At 63.8% G+C, this 18,457-nt stretch carries 13 protein-coding genes; 9 read left to right on the top strand and 4 right to left on the bottom strand.

From position 1 onward, the window contains the following. Positions 1–120: 120 nt before the first annotated feature. Both VEW47_11350 and VEW47_11345 read right to left on the bottom strand, forming a co-directional pair. Positions 121–303 carry a tetratricopeptide repeat protein gene (locus VEW47_11350; GenBank protein ID HYS05776.1) on the bottom strand — a complete coding sequence of 61 codons (183 nt, stop codon included), beginning with the start codon at positions 301–303 and terminating at the stop codon, positions 121–123. Between the two features lie 564 nt (positions 304–867). After that, on the bottom strand, positions 868–1,248 hold the full coding sequence (locus VEW47_11345; GenBank protein HYS05775.1) for a hypothetical protein: 381 nt from the start codon (positions 1,246–1,248) through the stop codon (positions 868–870). 242 nt (positions 1,249–1,490) lie between these two features. Between VEW47_11345 and VEW47_11340 the strand changes: the two genes are divergently transcribed. The 4 genes from VEW47_11340 (at position 1,491) to VEW47_11325 (ending at position 9,749) form a co-directional block, all read left to right on the top strand. Beyond that, positions 1,491–2,183, top strand: coding sequence for a hypothetical protein (locus VEW47_11340; GenBank protein ID HYS05774.1), 693 nt, complete (start codon positions 1,491–1,493; stop codon positions 2,181–2,183). A gap of 483 nt (positions 2,184–2,666) precedes the next feature. Beyond that, on the top strand, positions 2,667–7,535 hold the full coding sequence (locus VEW47_11335; GenBank protein HYS05773.1) for a hypothetical protein: 4,869 nt from the start codon (positions 2,667–2,669) through the stop codon (positions 7,533–7,535). Between the two features lie 4 nt (positions 7,536–7,539). Continuing rightward, entirely contained in the window at positions 7,540–8,241 is a 702-nt protein-coding gene (locus VEW47_11330; protein ID HYS05772.1) for a DUF4386 domain-containing protein, read from the top strand. Between the two features lie 440 nt (positions 8,242–8,681). Continuing rightward, positions 8,682–9,749 carry a PASTA domain-containing protein gene (locus tag VEW47_11325; GenBank protein HYS05771.1) on the top strand — a complete coding sequence of 356 codons (1,068 nt, stop codon included), beginning with the start codon at positions 8,682–8,684 and terminating at the stop codon, positions 9,747–9,749. A 466-nt stretch (positions 9,750–10,215) separates the two neighbouring features. Here the strand turns inward: VEW47_11325 and VEW47_11320 are convergent, their stop codons facing one another. Beyond that, on the bottom strand, positions 10,216–11,118 hold the full coding sequence (locus VEW47_11320) for a CPBP family intramembrane glutamic endopeptidase (protein HYS05770.1): 903 nt from the start codon (positions 11,116–11,118) through the stop codon (positions 10,216–10,218). 619 nt (positions 11,119–11,737) lie between these two features. Between VEW47_11320 and VEW47_11315 the strand changes: the two genes are divergently transcribed. The 3 genes from VEW47_11315 (at position 11,738) to VEW47_11305 (ending at position 14,766) form a co-directional block, all read left to right on the top strand. Next, on the top strand, positions 11,738–12,010 hold the full coding sequence (locus tag VEW47_11315) for an alcohol dehydrogenase catalytic domain-containing protein (GenBank protein HYS05769.1): 273 nt from the start codon (positions 11,738–11,740) through the stop codon (positions 12,008–12,010). 27 nt (positions 12,011–12,037) lie between these two features. Then, positions 12,038–13,390 carry a hypothetical protein gene (locus VEW47_11310; protein ID HYS05768.1) on the top strand — a complete coding sequence of 451 codons (1,353 nt, stop codon included), beginning with the start codon at positions 12,038–12,040 and terminating at the stop codon, positions 13,388–13,390. Between the two features lie 209 nt (positions 13,391–13,599). Further along, on the top strand, positions 13,600–14,766 hold the full coding sequence (locus VEW47_11305) for an aminotransferase class V-fold PLP-dependent enzyme (protein ID HYS05767.1): 1,167 nt from the start codon (positions 13,600–13,602) through the stop codon (positions 14,764–14,766). On the opposite strand, the gene VEW47_11300 is transcribed toward VEW47_11305, so the two are convergent. Continuing rightward, positions 14,738–15,283 (bottom strand): hypothetical protein, encoded by a 546-nt coding sequence (locus tag VEW47_11300; GenBank protein ID HYS05766.1) that lies wholly within the window; start codon positions 15,281–15,283, stop codon positions 14,738–14,740. The two genes, VEW47_11305 and VEW47_11300, sit on opposite strands and share 29 nt — an antisense overlap. A gap of 167 nt (positions 15,284–15,450) precedes the next feature. Here VEW47_11300 and VEW47_11295 point away from each other — a divergent pair, with 167 nt between their 5' ends. Then, the gene (locus VEW47_11295) at positions 15,451–16,623 is read left to right on the top strand and encodes a hypothetical protein (protein HYS05765.1); all 1,173 of its coding nucleotides are present in this window, start codon (positions 15,451–15,453) and stop codon (positions 16,621–16,623) included. Positions 16,624–16,854: 231 nt separating this feature from the next. Continuing rightward, positions 16,855–18,258: a MopE-related protein gene (locus VEW47_11290; protein HYS05764.1), complete on the top strand. Its 1,404-nt coding sequence runs from the start codon at positions 16,855–16,857 to the stop codon at positions 18,256–18,258. The last annotated feature ends 199 nt before the right edge of the window (positions 18,259–18,457 follow it).

The raw sequence follows: 18,457 nt of genomic DNA, 5'->3' as shown, positions 1-18,457 counted from the left end.
CCGTCGAGGGCCGACGGGAGGCTCGGAGCGACCGGGACACCGATCTCGATCGCGGCCAGCCCTCTGTCCCCCACAGCGCATCACGCGCCCTCCCTCCGAAAGCGATCTTTGTTTGGCCCGTTACTCGGACGGGCTCCTAGCCTGCTCGAATCCGGGATCGATCCTGAGCGCTTCCTCGAAATCCCTGCGCGCCTTCTTCCACCTCCCCAATTGTCCGTACGCCAGCCCCCGGTTGTTGAGCGCCCAGACGTCGGTGGGAGAGAGCAAAAGCGGCTCGAAGTAGGCGCCTAGAAGCAGGCGCAACTTGTGGCCAGCAAATTGATCTTTTCCTGTCAGGGTGTCCATATTCCGCGGACGACGCACGTTTGAGGGTGGAGCCACTGAGAAGTTGAGAAGCGACCATGTCTCTTGGACATGATCGACTGAAGAGCCTGTCCAGCCGGCCTTTAGCAGAAACGACGATCGGTGCGTTTGCCCATCGACGCAAGTGTCTACTCGCAACATGACATTAGGGTCAATTTTTCCGGTTGACGTCCGAAACATTTAAGCGTACACAAGCGGCTAAAGACATGCCTTTGCCTCCCGTGTAGTCGCCCTCGAGTCCGCGAAAGACGGGTCGCGCGTTCGCGGGTATTCCCAGTTGGTGGCGCTTGAATGCGTGGATGCTGGCCACGGTTGAGGCCCAAGGATTATTGTGAAAGTGGCTCCGAATTTTCAACACGGGGAGGAGTGGCCTACTGCTGCCTGAAGTGAGCTATGCGTACTACCGACCATGAGGTTAGAGACACCACGGTGTCCAACCACAATGGCAGGTGACGGCGGGCGGGTTGGGAACTGGGCGGCCGACGGATCGGGATGGTTTTCGGATCAGCGAGTCGCGCGCATGACCGATAGCGCTGGGGCCGACGGCGGCAATGTGAGGTCATCCACCGTGGGGGTGTAGGTGTCGTTCACGGCTCTGCAGGCGAAGATCCTCAGAGTGGTCGGCAGCGGCACTGCGGGGCCGAGCTTGCGCAGGATGCTCAGGATGTTTCGGCGGATGTCATCGACCCGATCAGTGGCAAGAGCTTCGTGAACAACCTTGCCGACATAGAGATCCTCGCCGATACTGCAAAGTCGCAGAAACCCCGAGTCTTCGCTGGAGACGTATTTCTTATCGGCGTTGCCAAGGGACTCGAGCAGATGCCGGAGCGCTCTGCTCGCTTTGAATCCGATGAAGATCGGTTCATCGACCAGGAGTTCCAGCACTAACCTTCCCCTTGGCTGCCCGACCCGTGGAAGCAGCGGCAACTTGGTGCAGGCCGTTCGTTTATGTCGCCTGTAACGTACGTGTTTACTATAGGTTGCTTGACTGCGATAAGCAAGCCAATTCTTGATCTATTCCGAGGATTCGTGGAGAGTGTCGCCTGGGGAGTACTATTTCATTGCTGATGCTCCGATCTGCGGGAATGCCGACAGAAAGTGGGATGGGGCAGAGGAGGTCAAGATTCATGTGGGGGAAGCTTCGTCAATTACCATTAACAATGCGTGTGGGAGTCTTCGCGCTGATGCTGGGAATCGTCACGGTCATTGGCTCGTATATTCTGGCGTTTCGAGGGAATCGTTTGTCCTCGGACCCAAAAGACTGGGCCGAGTTTGCGAGCTATCTGGGGGGTACACTTGGCACGCTGCTTAGTTTGTTGGCGCTCGGGGCGCTATATCTTACATACCTCCAGCAAAACATCGCCTCCAGGGAATCGGAGTTATCAGGGCTGTTTCAACAACTCTCGCAGTCAGTGCAGGGATGTCATCGAGAACTTAAAGCAGGCGGGATACTTTCTGGCCAGGCTTACTTTGAAGAGTACGGCCGAGAATTCTGGACGAATTACGTCCGTTGCTGCAACGAAGGCATGAGCGGTGACGAGGCCAACTGGATTAGCATCCGCTCTCAAACTGAATTCATCGCAACATTCATCGGCACCTCAACGACACTGACTGAGCCTGAGCGCGTGCAAGCCATGGCAAGGCTAAAAGGTCAATTGACATCTGGCATTGCAACGCTCCTGGCGGTAGACATCCACCTGAGGAAACGTGCAGAGTTAACCAAGCTCGCCGAGAAGTATGGTCTACTTCAGGCTGTCGAGGAGGGTATACGCGACTCGCTTTCCAGCGACCACCTGTACGCCGCATCGGCGTTTCATTGACCGGGTCGGGCTCTTCGTTCAGGTAGGCGCAGGGATCGTAGCGTCGTCGCCGGAAGGAGTATTTCCCACCTGTTGCGAGGGCCGGAGGCCACGAAGAGGGCACGCCGGCTCTCTGCCTGTTAACCCGCCGGTCCCCGAGTTCGAAGAGATTGTCGCTTGGTGAGCCAGACCTCGTCCCTTTCGAGAAGTCGGGGCGCTGGTTAACGGCGGCCCGTCCTCCCCACCCCTTCCTAAGGTCTCCAACCGCCCGAGGTTTAGACGGTATGGGCCACTCGTCGGATCGAAGCATCATGAAGGACGCCGGCTTCGGGTCTGTACGCCGACTGAACTCTCCACGTAGCCTGTCGCGACGGACTAAATCCGTGGGTGTCCCCTGGGCCGATTCGGCGTACATTCCTGCCCCCGGGCGCGACCCGGCACTTACGGGGTGAGGAGCGAGCCATGAGAAGGAGCAATTCAGCCGCGCAGTCGGGATTCACGGCAATGGCCAGGCGAGGCCTCCTGGCTCGGCTCGTCCCGGTCGCGCTGCTCCTGGCCTCTCCGGGAATGTCCTTGCGCGGCGCGGATGCCCCCGGTTCGGAGGCGATGCAGGCGCCCGGTTCCCCGGGGCCGAGACAGGTTTTCGAAGAGAACCGCGGCCAAGCGGGCGCTCTCAGCGCGTTCGTCTCCCGCTGCAGCGGGTTCAGCGCACGCCTCGACGCCGGCGGGATCGACATCGTCCTCCCTGGCCGCCCAGGCGACCGGGAGGCCGATGTCGTGCGCCTGGTCTTCCCCGGGGCGCGCACCTCGCCGGCCTTCGGGGGCGTGGACCCGCTCCCCCGCAGGGTGAACTACTTCGTGGGAGCGGACCCGCGGGGCTGGATCACGAGTATCCCCACCTTCGCGGGCGTCCGCTATCCGGACCTCTATCCCGGCGTGGACCTCACCGTGAGCGGCGACTACCGACGGGTCGTGCTCGACTTCGCGCTCGACTCGGGGGCAGACGGCGACTCGATCGCCCTCGGGATCGAGCGCCCAGGCTGGATCGAGGCCGGGGACACCCCGGGCAGCGCCCTGCTGGGCACCGCCGGCGGCGGAATCGGCGCCCTCCGCCTCAGCGACGTGGCGACCGACCGGCACGAGGCGGCCAGCCTCTCTCTGCGCCGAGGCCTGCTGATCCCTGATGGTGCGGCCGGTGTGGCGGGGAAGGCGCGCCGTATTCGGCTAGGCCTGGAGCGAGCGGACACCGATCGGGAGGCGCGCCCCGACTTGGATACCGACCTTGCCCGGATCGCGCTGGATGGTGAGGGGAACATGTACGTCGCCGGGCGCGCGCTGGCCGCCGGACCCGGTGATGCCGAGGCGTTCATCGCGCGGTTCGGGAGCGACGGAGCCTCAGGCTACACGACCTATTTCGGCGGCGGGGCCGAAGACGTGCCGCTGGGCCTTGCCGTTGGCGAGGACGGGGGGGTCGTCGTGGCGGGCTGGACCCGGTCCGGTGACTTCCCCCTGGCGCGGGCCGTCCAGCCAGAGCGGCGCGGCCCGGGGGACGCCTTCGTCATGAGGCTCGCGGCCGACGGGTCGCTCGTCTACTCCACCTACCTGGGCGGCGATGGAGAGGACGAAGGGCGGGCCGTGACTCTCGACGCGAGCGGCGCGGCCTGGATCGCGGGGCGGACCGGCAGGCCGGGATCCTCTGACGCCTTCGTCGCGGCGCTGCGGCCGAACGGCTCGCGGCTGCGGGGTCCGACCACGCTGGGAGCGGGCGGCGATGACTCGGCCGAGGGCATCGGTCTCGACGGCGCGGGCCGCGTGTGGGTGGCGGGCACGGGCTCGGGGGATGCCTTCGTGGCCGTCCTTCCGCGGGACGGCGAGGCGCCGATCATTTCCACCCGGCTCGGCGGCAGCGGCGACGACGCGGCCGCGGGATTCGCTATCGATCCGTCCGGGGCAGTGTTTGTCGCGGGGGACGGGTTCGTGGCGGTCGTGGCCGAGGGCACGGACGGACAGATCTCCATCGATCGCATCGATCACCTCGATGGATCGGGGCATGACCGCCTGCTGGGGATCGCAGCCGGCGGAGAGGGAACCGCCTGGGTCGCGGGCTGGACGGAAGGCATGGGGCTCGACCTGGCGCCTGGCCAGGCGCCGCTGGTCGCCCGCGTCGATAGATCCATCGGCGGCCATGGACTCGAGGTCACCCGGCAGGGTCGACCGCCCCGGGCGCCCGCCGGAGAGCCCACCCTCCCCTCCCGCCTGACCGGCATCGCTCTCGACCCCGAGGGGCGCCCCTTTGTCGCCGGGATCGAGGCCGCGGGGGGCCCGCACACCGCCTGGGTCATCGAGGCGGCGCGGTCGGGCGGCGTCATCTTCGCCGGCCCGGCTCTCGAAGGGCCCGGTCCCGCCGCCGCGGGCTGCCCCGGGACCATCGTCTTCGACAACACCGCGGGAACAGGTCTCTGGCAAACGGCCCAGAACTGGGACACCAACGTGCTCCCGGGGCCTTCCGACGACGTCTGCATCCCAGCCGGGATGACCGTCACTCTGGGCTCCGGGACGCAATCGATCGGCACCGTGTTCGTCGAGAGCGGGGCATCGCTGGCGATCTCGGGAGGCTCGCTGTCGATCGCCGCCCCCTCCCAGGTGAACGGCGGCTTCGTCTTTTCGGGCGGCACGCTCACGGGAGCGGGAGAGGTCACGATGAGCGGTGCCTTCACCTGGACCGCCGGGATCATGACCGGGACCGGGATGACCAACGCCAACGCCGGCATCACCTTCAGCGGCGCGAGCATCAAGGACATCAGCGGCGGGCGGGTGCTCGCCACCGCCGGCACAACGACCTGGACGGGCGGCCCGGTTCGCCCCGGCTCGGGTGCCGTGATCCGCAACAACGGGACGTGGGACGTCCAGGGGGACACCTCCATGATGCTTCTCGGCAGCCCGGCGCCGCGGTTCGACAACCTGGCGGGGGCCACGTTCCGGAAGTCCGCCGGTGCCGGCACGATGAGCGCCAACTTCCCGTTCAACAACGACGGCACCCTGTCGGTCCAGAGCGGGACGGTCAGCCTGACCGGCGGCGGCACCGGCGCCGGCACGTTCTCCGCCTCGCCCGGCGCGACGCTGGCGTTCAATGGCGGGACCTATTCCCTGCTCGCCGGATCGTTTCTCGACGCCACGACGGTGGTGGTCGGCAACGCCACCACACTGGACGTCTCCGGATCGTTCAACGTGTCCGGCAGCACCTCCGTCACGGGGACGGGAGTCGCGGGGCTCCTGCGTTTCAATCCCGCGGCAACGGTGACGAGCCTCGGGACGAGTGTGACGCTCGCGCTGGGGATCCTGGAGCTGAACAGCGGCGACCCGATCAATCTGACGGGACTGTCCCTGTCGGGGACCATGTCGATGCTGCGCGGCAGCGATAACGTCACGGTCTCCGACCCGATCGCCTGGACCACCGGGACCATGACCGGGACCGGGACGACGAACGCCAACGGGGGCATCGCCTTCAGCGGGGCGGGCGTCAAGGACATCGCCGGCGGGCGGGTGCTCAATACGGCCGCCACCACCACCTGGACCGGGGGCTTCGTCCGCGCCGGGGCGGGCGCTCTCATCCGCAACAGCGGCGTCTGGGACGTCCAGGGGGACAACACGATGGATCTCCTGAGCGGCGCGTCACCGTTGTTCGTCAACCTGACCGGGGGGACGTTCCGGAGGTCGGCGGGCACGGGCACCTTGAACATCAAATTGCCCTTCGAAAACGCCGGCGCCCTGTCCGTCCTGAGCGGAACGGTCAGCCTGATCGGCGGCGGCTCCGGCGACGGGACGTTCTCCGCTTCGCCCGGCGCGACGCTGGCTTTCAATGGCGTGACCTATTCCCTGCTCGCCGGATCGTTTCTCGACGCGACGACGGTGGTGGTCGGCAACGCCACCACGCTGGACGTCTCCGGATCGTTCAACGTGTCCGGCAGTACTTCCGTCACGGGGACGGGAGTCGCGGGGCTCCTGCGTTTCAATCCTGCGGCAACGGTGACGAGCCTCGGGACGAGCGTGACGCTCGCGCTCGGGATCCTGGAGCTGAACAGCGGCGACCCGATCAACCTGACGGGGCTGTCCCTCACGGCGACCGAGTCGATACTGCGCGGCAGCGATAACGTCACGGTCTCCGACCCGATCACCTGGACCGCCGGGAGCATGACCGGGACCGGGACGACTAACGCCAACGGCGGCATCGCCTTCAGCGGCGCGAGCGTCAAGGACATCACCGGCGGGCGGGTGCTCGCCACCGCCGGCACAACGACCTGGACGGGCGGCCCGGTTCGCCCCGGCTCGGGGGCCGTGATCCGCAACAGCGGCCTCTGGGACATCCAGGGGGACACCTCCATGACTCTGCTCGCCAGCCCGGCGCCACGGTTCGACAACCTGGCGGGGGGCACGTTCCAGAAGTCCGCCGGCGGCGGCACTTCGAGCAGCAACGTGGCGTTCACCAACGCAGGAAACGTCCGCGGGATGTCGGGGACGCTATCGTTCAGCGCCGGCTACACGCAGAACGCGGGCTCGACGACGGTCGCGGGCGGCGTGATCTCCTCCACGACACCGCTCGACATCCAGGGCGGGAGCGTCGGAGGCTCGGGCACCCTGGCCGCCGCGGTGACCAACGCGGGGCGCCTGGCGCCCGGGCTGTCGCCGGGCGCGGTGACGATCTCCGGGACCTACACGCAGACCGCCGCAGCATCGTACGACGTCGAGATTGGCGGGCCGGCGTCGGGGACGGACTACGACATCGCCGCCATCACGGGCGTCGCCGGCCTTGCGGGGACCTTGAACGTCACCTTGGTGAACGGCTTCAGCCCCGCGGACCTCGACACCTTCACCATCATGACCTTCCCGTCATCCGTGGGGTCGTTCGCCGCGGCCAACCTGCCTGCGCTTGGCGGCGACCTGATCTGGAAGATCCACCACGATCCGAACTCGATCGTCCTCGAGGTCCTTGCCGACCTGGATGGCGACGGAGTCCGGAACTCGACCGACTGCGCGCCGCAAGACCCGACCCTCTGGGCCGTCCCGGCCGACATCACGAGTGACGTGTTCCTGTCGGGGGGGCCGACATTCTCGTGGACTTCCCTGGCCACTCAGGCTGGACCGGCGACCACCTACGACGTGGTGCGCGGCCTCATCTCGCAGCTGCCGGTCGGAGGCGGCGCGTCGGAGACGTGCCTGACGTCCGGAAACACCGCCACCCAGGTGACGGATGCCACCACTCCGCCGTCCCGTCCGGGCTTCTACTATCTGGTGCGCGGCGTGAACGCCTGCGGCGTCGGGACCTACGGCACGACTACCTCCGGCGCGCCCCGCGTCACCGCGGCATGCCCGTGAACACATGACCTCGACCAGCAGGAACGCCAGAGTCGCAGGGTTCCTCTATCTACTACTTACAATCGCCGCCCCCATACGCCTCTTCCTCATTCCCAGCACCCTGTTCGTGCATGGGGACGCGACCACGACCGCCAGCAACATCGCCGCGCACGAGTCGCTCTTCCGTCTCGGCATCGTCAGCGATCTGTTCTCCGGGACCATCTGCATCTTTCTCGCGCTGGCTCTTTACCGGTTGCTCAAGGGAGTGGACCAAAACCTCGCTGGGCTGATGGTGATCTTGGGAGGTGTGTTCCCGGCCGCCACCGATTTTTTCATCGTGCTGAACGACGTTGCTGCCCTGATACTCGTGCGCGGCGCCGACTTCTTGTCCGTGTTCGAAAAACCTCAGCGGGACGCCTTGGCCATGCTGTTCCTTCGAATGCATGACCAGGAGATCCTTGCCGCCGAGATCTTTTGGGGGCTATGGCTTTTCCCCTTGGCGATCCTCGTGTACAGGTCGCACTTCCTGCCCCGCTTCCTGGGCGTCTGGCTGATCATCAACGGCTTCGCCTATCTGGCCCTGAGCTTCACGGGCTTACTGTTACCGCAGTACGAGGATGTGGTCTCTAACATCGTCTTCCCCGCCCAACTCGGAGAGGTTGTGTTCATGTTGTGGCTCTTGGTCATGGGCGCAAGGGTGCAGACAGTGAATGCCCGAGCTTCTTGATCGTGCTTCACCCCAACCTCGGTGACCCGTCACTACTGAACAGTCCGTCTGTGTCGAACGTGACACAGAAACGAACGCGCTCGTCGGCACAATCTATGACCGGGCAATCTAAAACCAGAACGGGCTCCTTATGGCTCTCCGCCTGTTGACCCGCCTCTCCGGCTTGACGAGGATGAGGGCCGAGCGCCACTGGTCCCAGACCCGCGCCAGGTTCACCCTGGACGTAGGCTTTCAACAGCCTGAGGTGAGGCAGGGAGTATCCCCGGGACACACCCTAGAACCAAGGAAGGAACGGGCGGATGGGATTTTCAGTACGGACAACACAGGCAGACCATCTCAACTTGAACTTCGTATGCGCTTGTGGATACACTCCGGCGACGAGTGGGAAGTGAGCCCCGAACAGACTCGGTACGCTTCATCAGAAGCGCAGGGAGAGGATGATGAGAAAACTGATAGCAATCGTCCTGCTGGCCATGGCCGGGGCGGCAACAGCCGCACCGCTTCCAGTACCCTACCTGACCGCAGGCGGGCATTGGTGCGGGGGCTCACACCCCGTAGCCTACATCACCAAGTTCAATTCAGATCGCACCATCAGCGGAGTGATCCACACCTGGACCCGGTGCGGCGGCTCGGGCCGTGGCGGTGGGTACCAAACCACCCTGTACCAGAGTAACTATTCCATGGTATGGGACTTCTTCAACAACGTCGTTGCCAATGCCTACGACGGCACGCCACTGGTCAACAATGTGGCTGTGGATGAGTTCGGCAATGTGGCCACAGCGATCAATGGGGTACCGGATCTGACGGTACAGACCATCCCGCCTGATGCATTCTCCATCCTGGTCACAGTCCCCGCCCTGGTAGGCCAGCAGGACGCCGCCGCACGCGCAGCGGTCGAGGCATTGCGTCTGGTATACGTGCCCAACTACCAATACCTCTCATCTGACGCCGCTGCCATATACCCTGCGGGGACGGTCTATTATCAGTCTATACGCGCAGGTACCACTCTCAAGCCCGGTCAGACTCTGGACGTCAGTGTCTCGCTCGGCCCGGTGCCAGAGGTGGATATTCCGAACCTGGCAGGGACGGATGTTGCCTCGGCCGAAATCCTGTTGACCTCATTGGGCTTGTACTACGATGAGCTCTATGACTACTCACCCACAGTGCCGATTGACACCGTTATATCCCAGAGCCCTGCGGCTTCACAGGAAGTGACTGTCGGGAGCACGGTGAGTATCGTGATCTCACTCGGCCCTGATCCCAATGCACTACCGCCTGCTGTCGTGCCGGACTTTGCCGGCGTCGATTACATCACGGCTATCGATGATCTCCAGCTACTTGGCTTCCAGATTGGCGCAGCAAGCGCCTTTGTCTACTCGGACACCGTACCGCTTTACTATGTGGTCTCTACCAACCCCGTTGCGGGGACCACCCTGGATGCAGGCTCTTTCGTTGATATCTTTGTATCCGCTGGCCCGTGCGATCCGACTATGACTACATGTCCATAAGAAAAGGGCGGTTGTGAGCCGCCCTACATTGATGTGCAGTGATTGGAAGGGAACGCGCTCGTCGGCGCAACCTATGCCCGGGCAATCTAAAACCAGAACGGGCTCCTTATGGCTCTCCGACTGGTCCCCGCGAGGAGACTTACGCTTGGGGAGCCAGACCTCATGCTTCTCGAAGCGGCGGGTCGCTGGTTAACAGCGGCCCATTCCTTCACCTGTCTTTCCCGAAAAACAGATCCTGCCGGCAGGCGGTTGCGGAGGGCTGATCTTAGCCCGGCGAGCAGGCAATAAGGTCCGACTTCAAACGCTCGTGGCCTCGACTCCCGGCGCCCTCTTGAAAGGTGTTGCGACATTTTCCAGCAAGGCCCCCGGAGCACGGCCTTGCAGCCGGGGGGCCTGACCGGCGCCAACTACCCGCCTTCCCTGGATGACGGAGTTCCCGCGAATCTCTTTCTTTCAATCTGCACGGTTAGCGGCTGGACATCAGAAGCAAGGTGAAGATCACCAGGTCCTGGAAGCCATGGATGAACCACGCCCAGGCGAATCCCCGCGTGTCCAGCATGCTCTTGCCCCACACGAGGCCGGCGAACCCAGCCATGACGACGCCCGTCGGTCCCGAGGGGTGGCCGAACCAGTGGCCGAGACCAAAGAGGGCCGAGGTCATCCAGAGCGCCTGGGAGGCGCCCAGCACTGGCACGAGCCGGCCGAGGAGAACGGAGCGGAACCGATACTCCTCCTGGGCTGCATTGAAAACGGAGAACGCGAGTGTCAACGGCAATCCCTGGATGGCACGCTGAAGCATGTGAATGTCCGGCTTGACGGTGGACATGAGCTGAGCCACGAGCGGGCCTGCAAGGAAGAGCGTGAGAAATGGCCCGAACCACGCCCACGAACCCGATGGGAGACGGAAAGGCATTGGGAACGATGCGCGCAGATTGCCTCGGGTGAGGAACAGCTCGCGACGCGTAAGGTCGCTGCCAACAAGGCCAAGCGTGAGAAGCAGGCACGGGATGAGCTCGAGGATTGAGTCCGCGAAGACGAACTGCCAGGTGGGGGCCCCGCTGAACCGCGCGCGCCACGCTTCAGCGCTCTCGACCTGAAGCAGTACCAGGTACCCGAGGACCAGGAGGGTGATCGATCGCAAATAGCCCCGGATCGGCTTCAAGGGAGGCAGGAAATGACCCAGCGCAAGCAGGGTTGCGCTCACGCCAAGATTGATGAAGGGGAGCCACTCGGGAGCAGGGGCATGGAGCAGGGCATCACAGATGATGGCCGCAAACGGGCTAGCCGGGAGAAGCGCCAGCCACGCGACGAGCGTCGCCAGGATGGATGGTGCGGTTCTCTCGGAGACGGGTGTCTCGAAAGAGGTCATGAGACTCCTGATCGTCGTCGTAAGAGCATGAATGATACCCTCTCTCCAAGTTTGACCATCCCGTACAGGGCCAGGGCAACTGGTAGGCTGCCAGCCGCCAAGGATCCTCCTTCTTGCGATCGACGTGGGCCGTCACGCACACCCTTCGAACCAAGCCGAGTTCGAACGTTGATCTGGGTGTGCATGCACCCACACCCCTGGTTCGAACCCATCTTGAGTTCGAACGGTTCGATCACGTGGGAAGCCAGATATCATAAAACCCGAGCCGTTCGGGTCGCCGTCTTGACGAGCTCCGGTAGCGCTCGCGGTCGGGGCTCTCGTCCTCCTAGACACTGCCGCAGTTGTGCCCGCCCAGGGTTCCGCTTCGAGCACCCTCTCGACGTGTTAACCAGGGAGGCTCGCGACAGGCCAGGGAGTGATCGCTCGGACCCCGAAACTCTCTCTCCCTCTTGCTTGGTTGTTAACCCGAAGGTGGCGCGGTTAACGAGTAGAGAGCGCAAGCCGTGCTAGGGCTCTCCGTGTTGTTAACCCCGAGGTTGCCCCGGGTTGACAGGCAGAGAAGTTAGAATCCTCCGAGCTGTTAACCGGAAGGGTTGGCTGGCGTCCGGCCAGGAGCCCCATGAAGGCCGCACTCATTGACCGCTACGGAAGCAATGACGCCGTGAGCGTGGCGGATATTGATATCCCAACCTTGGGCGCCACGGATTTGTTGGTCCGAGTACACGCCGCAAGCGTGAATCCGGTGGACATCAAGACGCGTGATGGGAAGCTGAAGACGCTGTTGAAATGCCGTTTTCCGCTGGTGCTGGGCAATGATCTCTCAGGCGTGGTTTCCGACGTGGGCTCACGGGTGACGCGCTTGAAGAAAGGCGATGCGGTCTCACTCGTGTGAGCGTCGAGCCGCATATGGACAAGATGAATGGCTGAGCAAAGCCCTGGAGTCTTCGTCCTCTCGCCCGCATATTTCCAACGACTCAGGCGCACGATCCTCTGGACTGCGGGCGCCATAACGCTTGGATCGATCGCACTGGCAAACTTAACAGGACGAAGGGCCCCAAACGAATTGGGATCGAAGATCTTCGCTTGGGTGTTCGTGATTGTCGTTGTCGGGATCACTCTATATTTGAATTACAAGAAGCAAGTTGCCCGATGGCGGACGTTCCGGGTAGCGGTCTCAAGAGATCAAGTCCTCCGAACGCAAGATGGTTCTGACGATGTGATCGCTGCGGCGTCGGCGATCACTCGGATGGTCAGAATCCCCGGACGTGGGCTGCTGATATACACGGGGCACGCCCAACCCGCAATCATCATCCCTGATACGCTCGAACAATTCGATGCCTGCTGTACTCTCATTCAGCGCTTTGGCCCGATCGACGTCCGAACACGATCAGCCCTCCCCCGCTGGCTTACGATTCCGGCCGCGCTCGCCTTCATGGGGGTCTACATCGCGTTTGAAAGATCCTCGGACCTTCGGGTCATGAGCGCATTGGGCGCTCTCATCGCCTGCGTGATGGTATTTGGGGCATGGAGGCTCTACGGTAGTCCGGACGTTGATAAGAAGGCCAAGAAGCGATTCGCCTGGATATTGCTGCTGGCGATTGTGCCAGTGGGAATGCGGATATGGTCGACTTGGAACGCGCCACGTCGCATAGACCAGGAAATCCGAGACGATCGGCTGCTCAGTCTCCTGGACAAGGCGAGGCCTGACCTGCATGAGCGGCTCCGAGACGCAATGCTCGCTGGTGAGAAGAACAGGATCGACGCACACGGCGGGGCGTACGTCAACCCCGCTGTAAGCGTCATCTCGGAAATACTCCCACAGTATCTGCCGATATGCTCCGATGAATCCGTTATCAGGTACGCGAAGGAAACTGTGACTGTCCTCGAAAGGCTGGAGGCTGATCCCTCGGATATTTGTGACCAATGGCTGCGGCCGCACGGCGTTCATGTTGACCTTCTGGGTGTCCTTGGAAAGGACGGATTGAATCCCTTGACCGACGCTATGGTAGGAGTGATGGAAAGCGCTCTCACGGCGCCGCAGGCCGCACCGGATGTGATGGAAGCCGAAACGCTACGCGCACGGGCGTTGGAGAATATGACGAAGGAGGATAGACTCGGCCGACACGAGTTGCGCCCACCGGAAGCCCCGGGAACCGACAAGAAAGCATGGTGCCATACCGTAGAGAACACCTTCAGAGCGGTTCTCGACCTGCCACAGACACAGAGCAGCCTGGTGCTCCGATACATGTTTTCACAGGCGACAAAGAAGTAGGGCTTCCTGAAGGGCCGAAGCCCGCGTGCGGGGCTATCGATCTCGGATCGAATCGAGGCGTGCACGGTGCGAGGAAGACGTCGTCACCGGCCCATAGCTCCTCATCGGAAGAGGGGTTCACGAGCCGCTGCCCTCGCGCCTCCGGAGGATGGACACCGGGACCTCCACCTGGGTAAGCTGGTCAACAAGTCATGGGTGGAAGGTGGAGGATGGGCGACATCGCATTGTCCGACCTGACCCCGATCGTCGCACCGGGCGACTTTCCAGCGAGCAGGAGGAGTGTCTACCTCAACACCGCCTCGGTCTGTCTCATGTACAGCGGCGCGGAGCGGGCGGTGGTCGAATGGACGCATGATCTCGCCGAGAACGGAACGATCCATTTCGACGAGGCTGCTGAGGAGCGGGCCTTCGCGACACTGCACGCATCGGCCGCGCGGCTGTTCAACTGCCGTCCCGAGGAGATCGCTGTCGGATCGAGCGCGACCGAGCTGCTGGCTTCCCTCGCCTGGGCCGTCGCGCCGCCTGCCGGCAGCAACATCGTCAGCACCGGTCTGGAGTTTCCGAGCACGGTCTACCCGTGGGCGCGAGTCGCGCGCCACACGGGAGCCGAAGTCAGGCTCGCCGGCATGAAGGGCGATTGTCCGCTGGCCGACGATCTGATCGGCCTGATCGATCGCGGGACCGTCGTCGTCTGCGTCTCCGACGTGATTTACAGCACCGGCCGGCGACTCGACGTGGCGGCGCTGGCTGAAGCCGCGCACCGGAACGGAGCCCTGCTCGTCATCGACGCAACGCAGTCGGCGGGCGGAATCCCGATCGACGTCGGGGCGCTCGGGGCCGACGCCCTGATCACCGCGTCCTACAAGTGGCTGTGCGGGCCGTTCGGAGTCGCCGTGATGTATCTCGCCCCCCATCTTCACGAACGTCTCGAGCCGGGGCTCGTCGGATTCCGATCCCATGAGCGGATGTGGGATCTGCGCGCCGATCGACTGAAACTTCCCCCGAACGCCCACCGTTTCGAGTTCAGCACCATGGCCTACGGGTGCGCGCCGGGCCTCGCCAGCTCGATCGATTACCTGCTCCAGCTGGACGTCGGGCGGATCTTCTCCAGGAACAAGAGGCTCGCCGACCTCCTGATCGAGGGGTTGCGCGAAAGGAAGGCCGAAATCCTGTCGCCCACCGACGACGGTGCGCGCTCCTCGATCGTCGCAACCCGGTTCGCCGGCACGGACGTGCGGATCCTGGCCGAGCGTCTCAACGAAGCCCGGATCGTCGTGTCGGCGCGCAGGAACGTCCTGAGATTCTCCCCGCATCTTTACAACGACGCGGATGACATCCAGCAGGCGCTCACGGCGATCGATCGCTGCCTGACCTGACGGCGATGACCTGAGCCACGCCCTGCTTCTTCCAGGGTGGCCCGGCGAAGCCGTCCTCCGGCTTCAGGTGCTCGAACTCCTCCCCCTTGTCACGATATTTCTTGATGACCTCCTGGATCTTGGAAGCGTCCTCCTTGACCCAATTCAAGCCCTCGTCCGTGGTGGTGAGGGTGCGAGCGACCTCGAAGTGGGTGCGCGCCTTCATCGCTCCCATGTGGATAGCCACCTGGACGACATAGACTCTGTCGGGGGTGACGTCCGCTTCCAGGAAACCGGCGTTCGCCGCCTCCACGACGAATTCGTGCTTGCCTGGATCGACTTCAACCGGGACGTAAGGCTTGCTCATGATCAGAGCGAACCCCATGGTCTGGGTCCGCACGAAGTAGATCAGGGCCTTCCCGGGCGCAGGCCGTCGCGCATCGTCCATCGGCCTGTCATCGTGGACGGTGAACTTGTCGGATGCCGCAGCTGGGAAGGCAAGGGCCACGGCGAACAGGGCGATGAAAAGTCGGCGCATGAACCCCCTCCTCGTTTGCCAGCGATTCTAGCCTGCTCCGGCAGCAAGTGTGTGGCGATTTCCTCCTGGAATGCGCGTCACCCAGACTGTCAAGAGAGGTCTTTCCTTCAGCGGCGAAGGATTTTCTGCCCCGCGGGCTCTTACACGTAACAAGAGGGGGGGGAACGGTGACGGGAGCGGTCTGCGGCGACACGATGAACACCGCCTGGATTCGACTGGGTTGTGTTGCTCTCCTTGTCGCGCTCGTGCGTGGTGACACCTTCGCCCAGGTTGACGTCGAGCCGCGTACGATCCTGACAGCGCAATCGAGCACGTCCGTCTTGCACGGCGAGGAATGGCCGGGCGGATTCGGCGCCTTCTGGTTCAACCGGAATCACCTCCCCTGGGAGCATACCGCGCTGCGTCTCGTCTACGCCGGCATCTACGCGGATGCCGAGCTGAGCTATTTCGCGGGCGGGAATCCCAACACCACACTCGGCCTCGGAATCGGCGGCGGGGCATTTCTCGACGGAGTCGATCCCTACACGAGCGGCGAGCGGCTGTCGCACCAGCAGTTCTACGGCGACTCGGTCAACGCGCGTGTGTTTGTCAACCAGACGATCCCGGGCTCATCGCCGCTGCCGATCAACATCCGCGCCACGTACACGGTCAGCGGCACCTCCTTCCGCAACGCCAGCGACACTCTTCGCTTCACCCGTCCTCACGACTTCCGCACTCAGCAGCTCATGGCCGAGTTCCGCATCGGCGGCATCGAGCCCGGTCTCACATCAACTCGCGGCGTCGAGCTGTATCTCGAGGCCGACACCAACGAACGCACCGGATTCCATCCCTTCGGACCGAACGGCGTCACATTCCCAGCGTGGACTCGAAGCGATCGCCTCTCCGCCTCGCTTGGAGGAAGAATCCCGGCCGGCCGGACCTTGATCGTCGTGGGCGTCCACGGAGGGCTCGGCAGACATATCGACGAGCTGAGCGCCTGGAAACTGGGCGGCAACATGCTCGGCATCGATCCCTTCTCCTACACGCTTCACGGCTACTACACACGCGAGCTGCTCGCCGAGAGCTTCGTCCTCGCGAATCTTGACTTCGCATTCCCGATCGCTTCGGCGCATCAACTGACCGGGCACCTCTATGGCGATTACGCGACGCTGAGGCAGCTCGACGCGGCGACCGGCGAAACCATCGGCTGGCACCGCTTCCCCGGGATCGGCGCCGGGGTCGGCTTCAAGACTTTGTGGGGCGCGGATTGCATTATCGGCTACGGCTACGGGATCGACGCCGTCAGGGATGGCCGCCGGGGCGGCCATGAAGTCGGCTTCGCCTTCGAAAAGAGCTTCTGAAGCCTCGTGTGCAGCCCCGCGAGGCTGCCGGCGATCTGCCATCGGGTGAAACCACGACTTCAAGTGCGACACCTCGGACACGCGGAGCCCTCGTCCGGCGTCGCGATCACGATGTTTTGCTTTCGGGGCCCGCGTCCCCGGACACAGGTTTCATATTGCCCGTTCGTCGCTCTCGTGGTAAATAAGGGCGGTGCTCGTTTCTCTCACCCTGTCACCTGGAGGAGAACGACCATGCGAAAGATTGTCGCCCTCCTGTTCCTCTCGAGCCTGTCCTGCTTGCTCATCGTCCCTTACGCCAGCGCCTCCTGCGAAACCCCGACGTTCGTCGGGCACGCGCGCGGTTCCTATTTCCTCTGCGCCGATTCGACGCCGGTGGCTGCCCTGGCGTATCAATTGAGCGACCCTCTCGGGACGAACACGGGTCCTTTGGACATCGCCTGCGAAGCGAAGGACGGTGTCGTGTGCCTCAACGAGGCCGGAAGCCTTGGAGACGGGCAGACGACGATCCAGACCGACTGGTCCGACCCACAGGCCCACGGCTGCCCGGTTCAGCCGGACGGACCCCGGCGTCTCGTCATCGTCGTCCAGGGGAACGACGGCAACGGTCTTCTCGTCTCCCTGAGCGGAGCCGCGCCGGAATTCGGATATGGCGTGGAAGCCGCGCAGAAATATGACCCCGCGGCGCCGAACCTCGTGCAGCCGCTGCCCTGCGGCACAGGCGCCGGAAAGCCGGAAATCCTGGCACAGTCCTCCAACGGGAACGCGCTCAACCTGACGCTGCATTTCCGAACGCCCGTGGTCTACAGCGACTGTGATCCGGATTCGCTCGGGGTGCTGAGCGGCTCCAACAGCTGCAACGACCAGTTCGCGCCCTCGACGGCCGTCGGCCGCATCCTGGCGCGTGTGGGACCCTGCACGACGGCCCCCGACCTGCGCGACAGCCAGTGGTTCGACACCGGCGTCCTGCCCGACGCCTCCGGCGACGCGCGCCTCACGATCGTCGCACCGGCGGCCGATCTTTGCCTGTACGTGGGCAGCACGACGATCATCAACGGGTCGGATAGCGGCGCCGTGACCGGTTTCGCGTTCTTCCAGGGCATCTCCTGCGTCGACGCCGATCACGACGGTGTGTCGACCTGCCAGGGAGACTGCGACGACGCCGACCCGGCGCGCTTTCCCGGGAACCCCGAGATTTGCGACGGCCTCGACAACGACTGCAACGGCTTGGTCGACGACGACGCCAACGGTCTCGATACGGACGGCGACGGCGTGCCGAACGCCTGCGACAACTGTCCCACGATTCCGAACCCCGGGCAGGATCCGTCCGCCTGCGATCAGCGGATCGAGCCGATCACGATCAGCTTCGCGAATCCGTTGGGCGCCGGCTCCGGGACAGTCACGTGGAGCACGACGCACGAGGTCGACGTCTCCGCCTTCAACATTGCGATCTTCGACGCTCAGGGAAACAGGAGTCAGGAGAATGCTGGCCCGATCCAGTGCGAGGAGTGCATCACGGGATTGCCCCACACCTACAACTTCCCCGTCTTGAAGCACAAGAGCGGCAAGAACGTCTTCATCGAGCTGATCCGGCGCAATGGAGTCGTCGAGCTCTGGGGACCGGCCACGAAGCAATAGCGATCGCCGCGGCCGGGCCCCGCTGCTCGCCCGGAGTTCGGACTCTAACGTCGTGCCGTCCCGTGCCGACGGTTCAGTGGTGGCTCGATTGGGGCGTGCTCAGGCTCGGGGCCGCGGGCTTGCCACTGGTCCGCTCGCAACGTCCCCGGGCTTCGGCGACCTCGCGCGAGGCCGGATTTGTCCACTCGAGCGGACACGA

It is taken from the genome of Candidatus Dormiibacterota bacterium (assembly GCA_035635555.1).
Taxonomy (GTDB): domain Bacteria; phylum Acidobacteriota; class Polarisedimenticolia; order Gp22-AA2; family Gp22-AA2; genus Gp22-AA3.
Note: the sequence above shows the minus strand (reverse complement) of the source record. Positions and strands in the feature narration are given on the sequence as shown.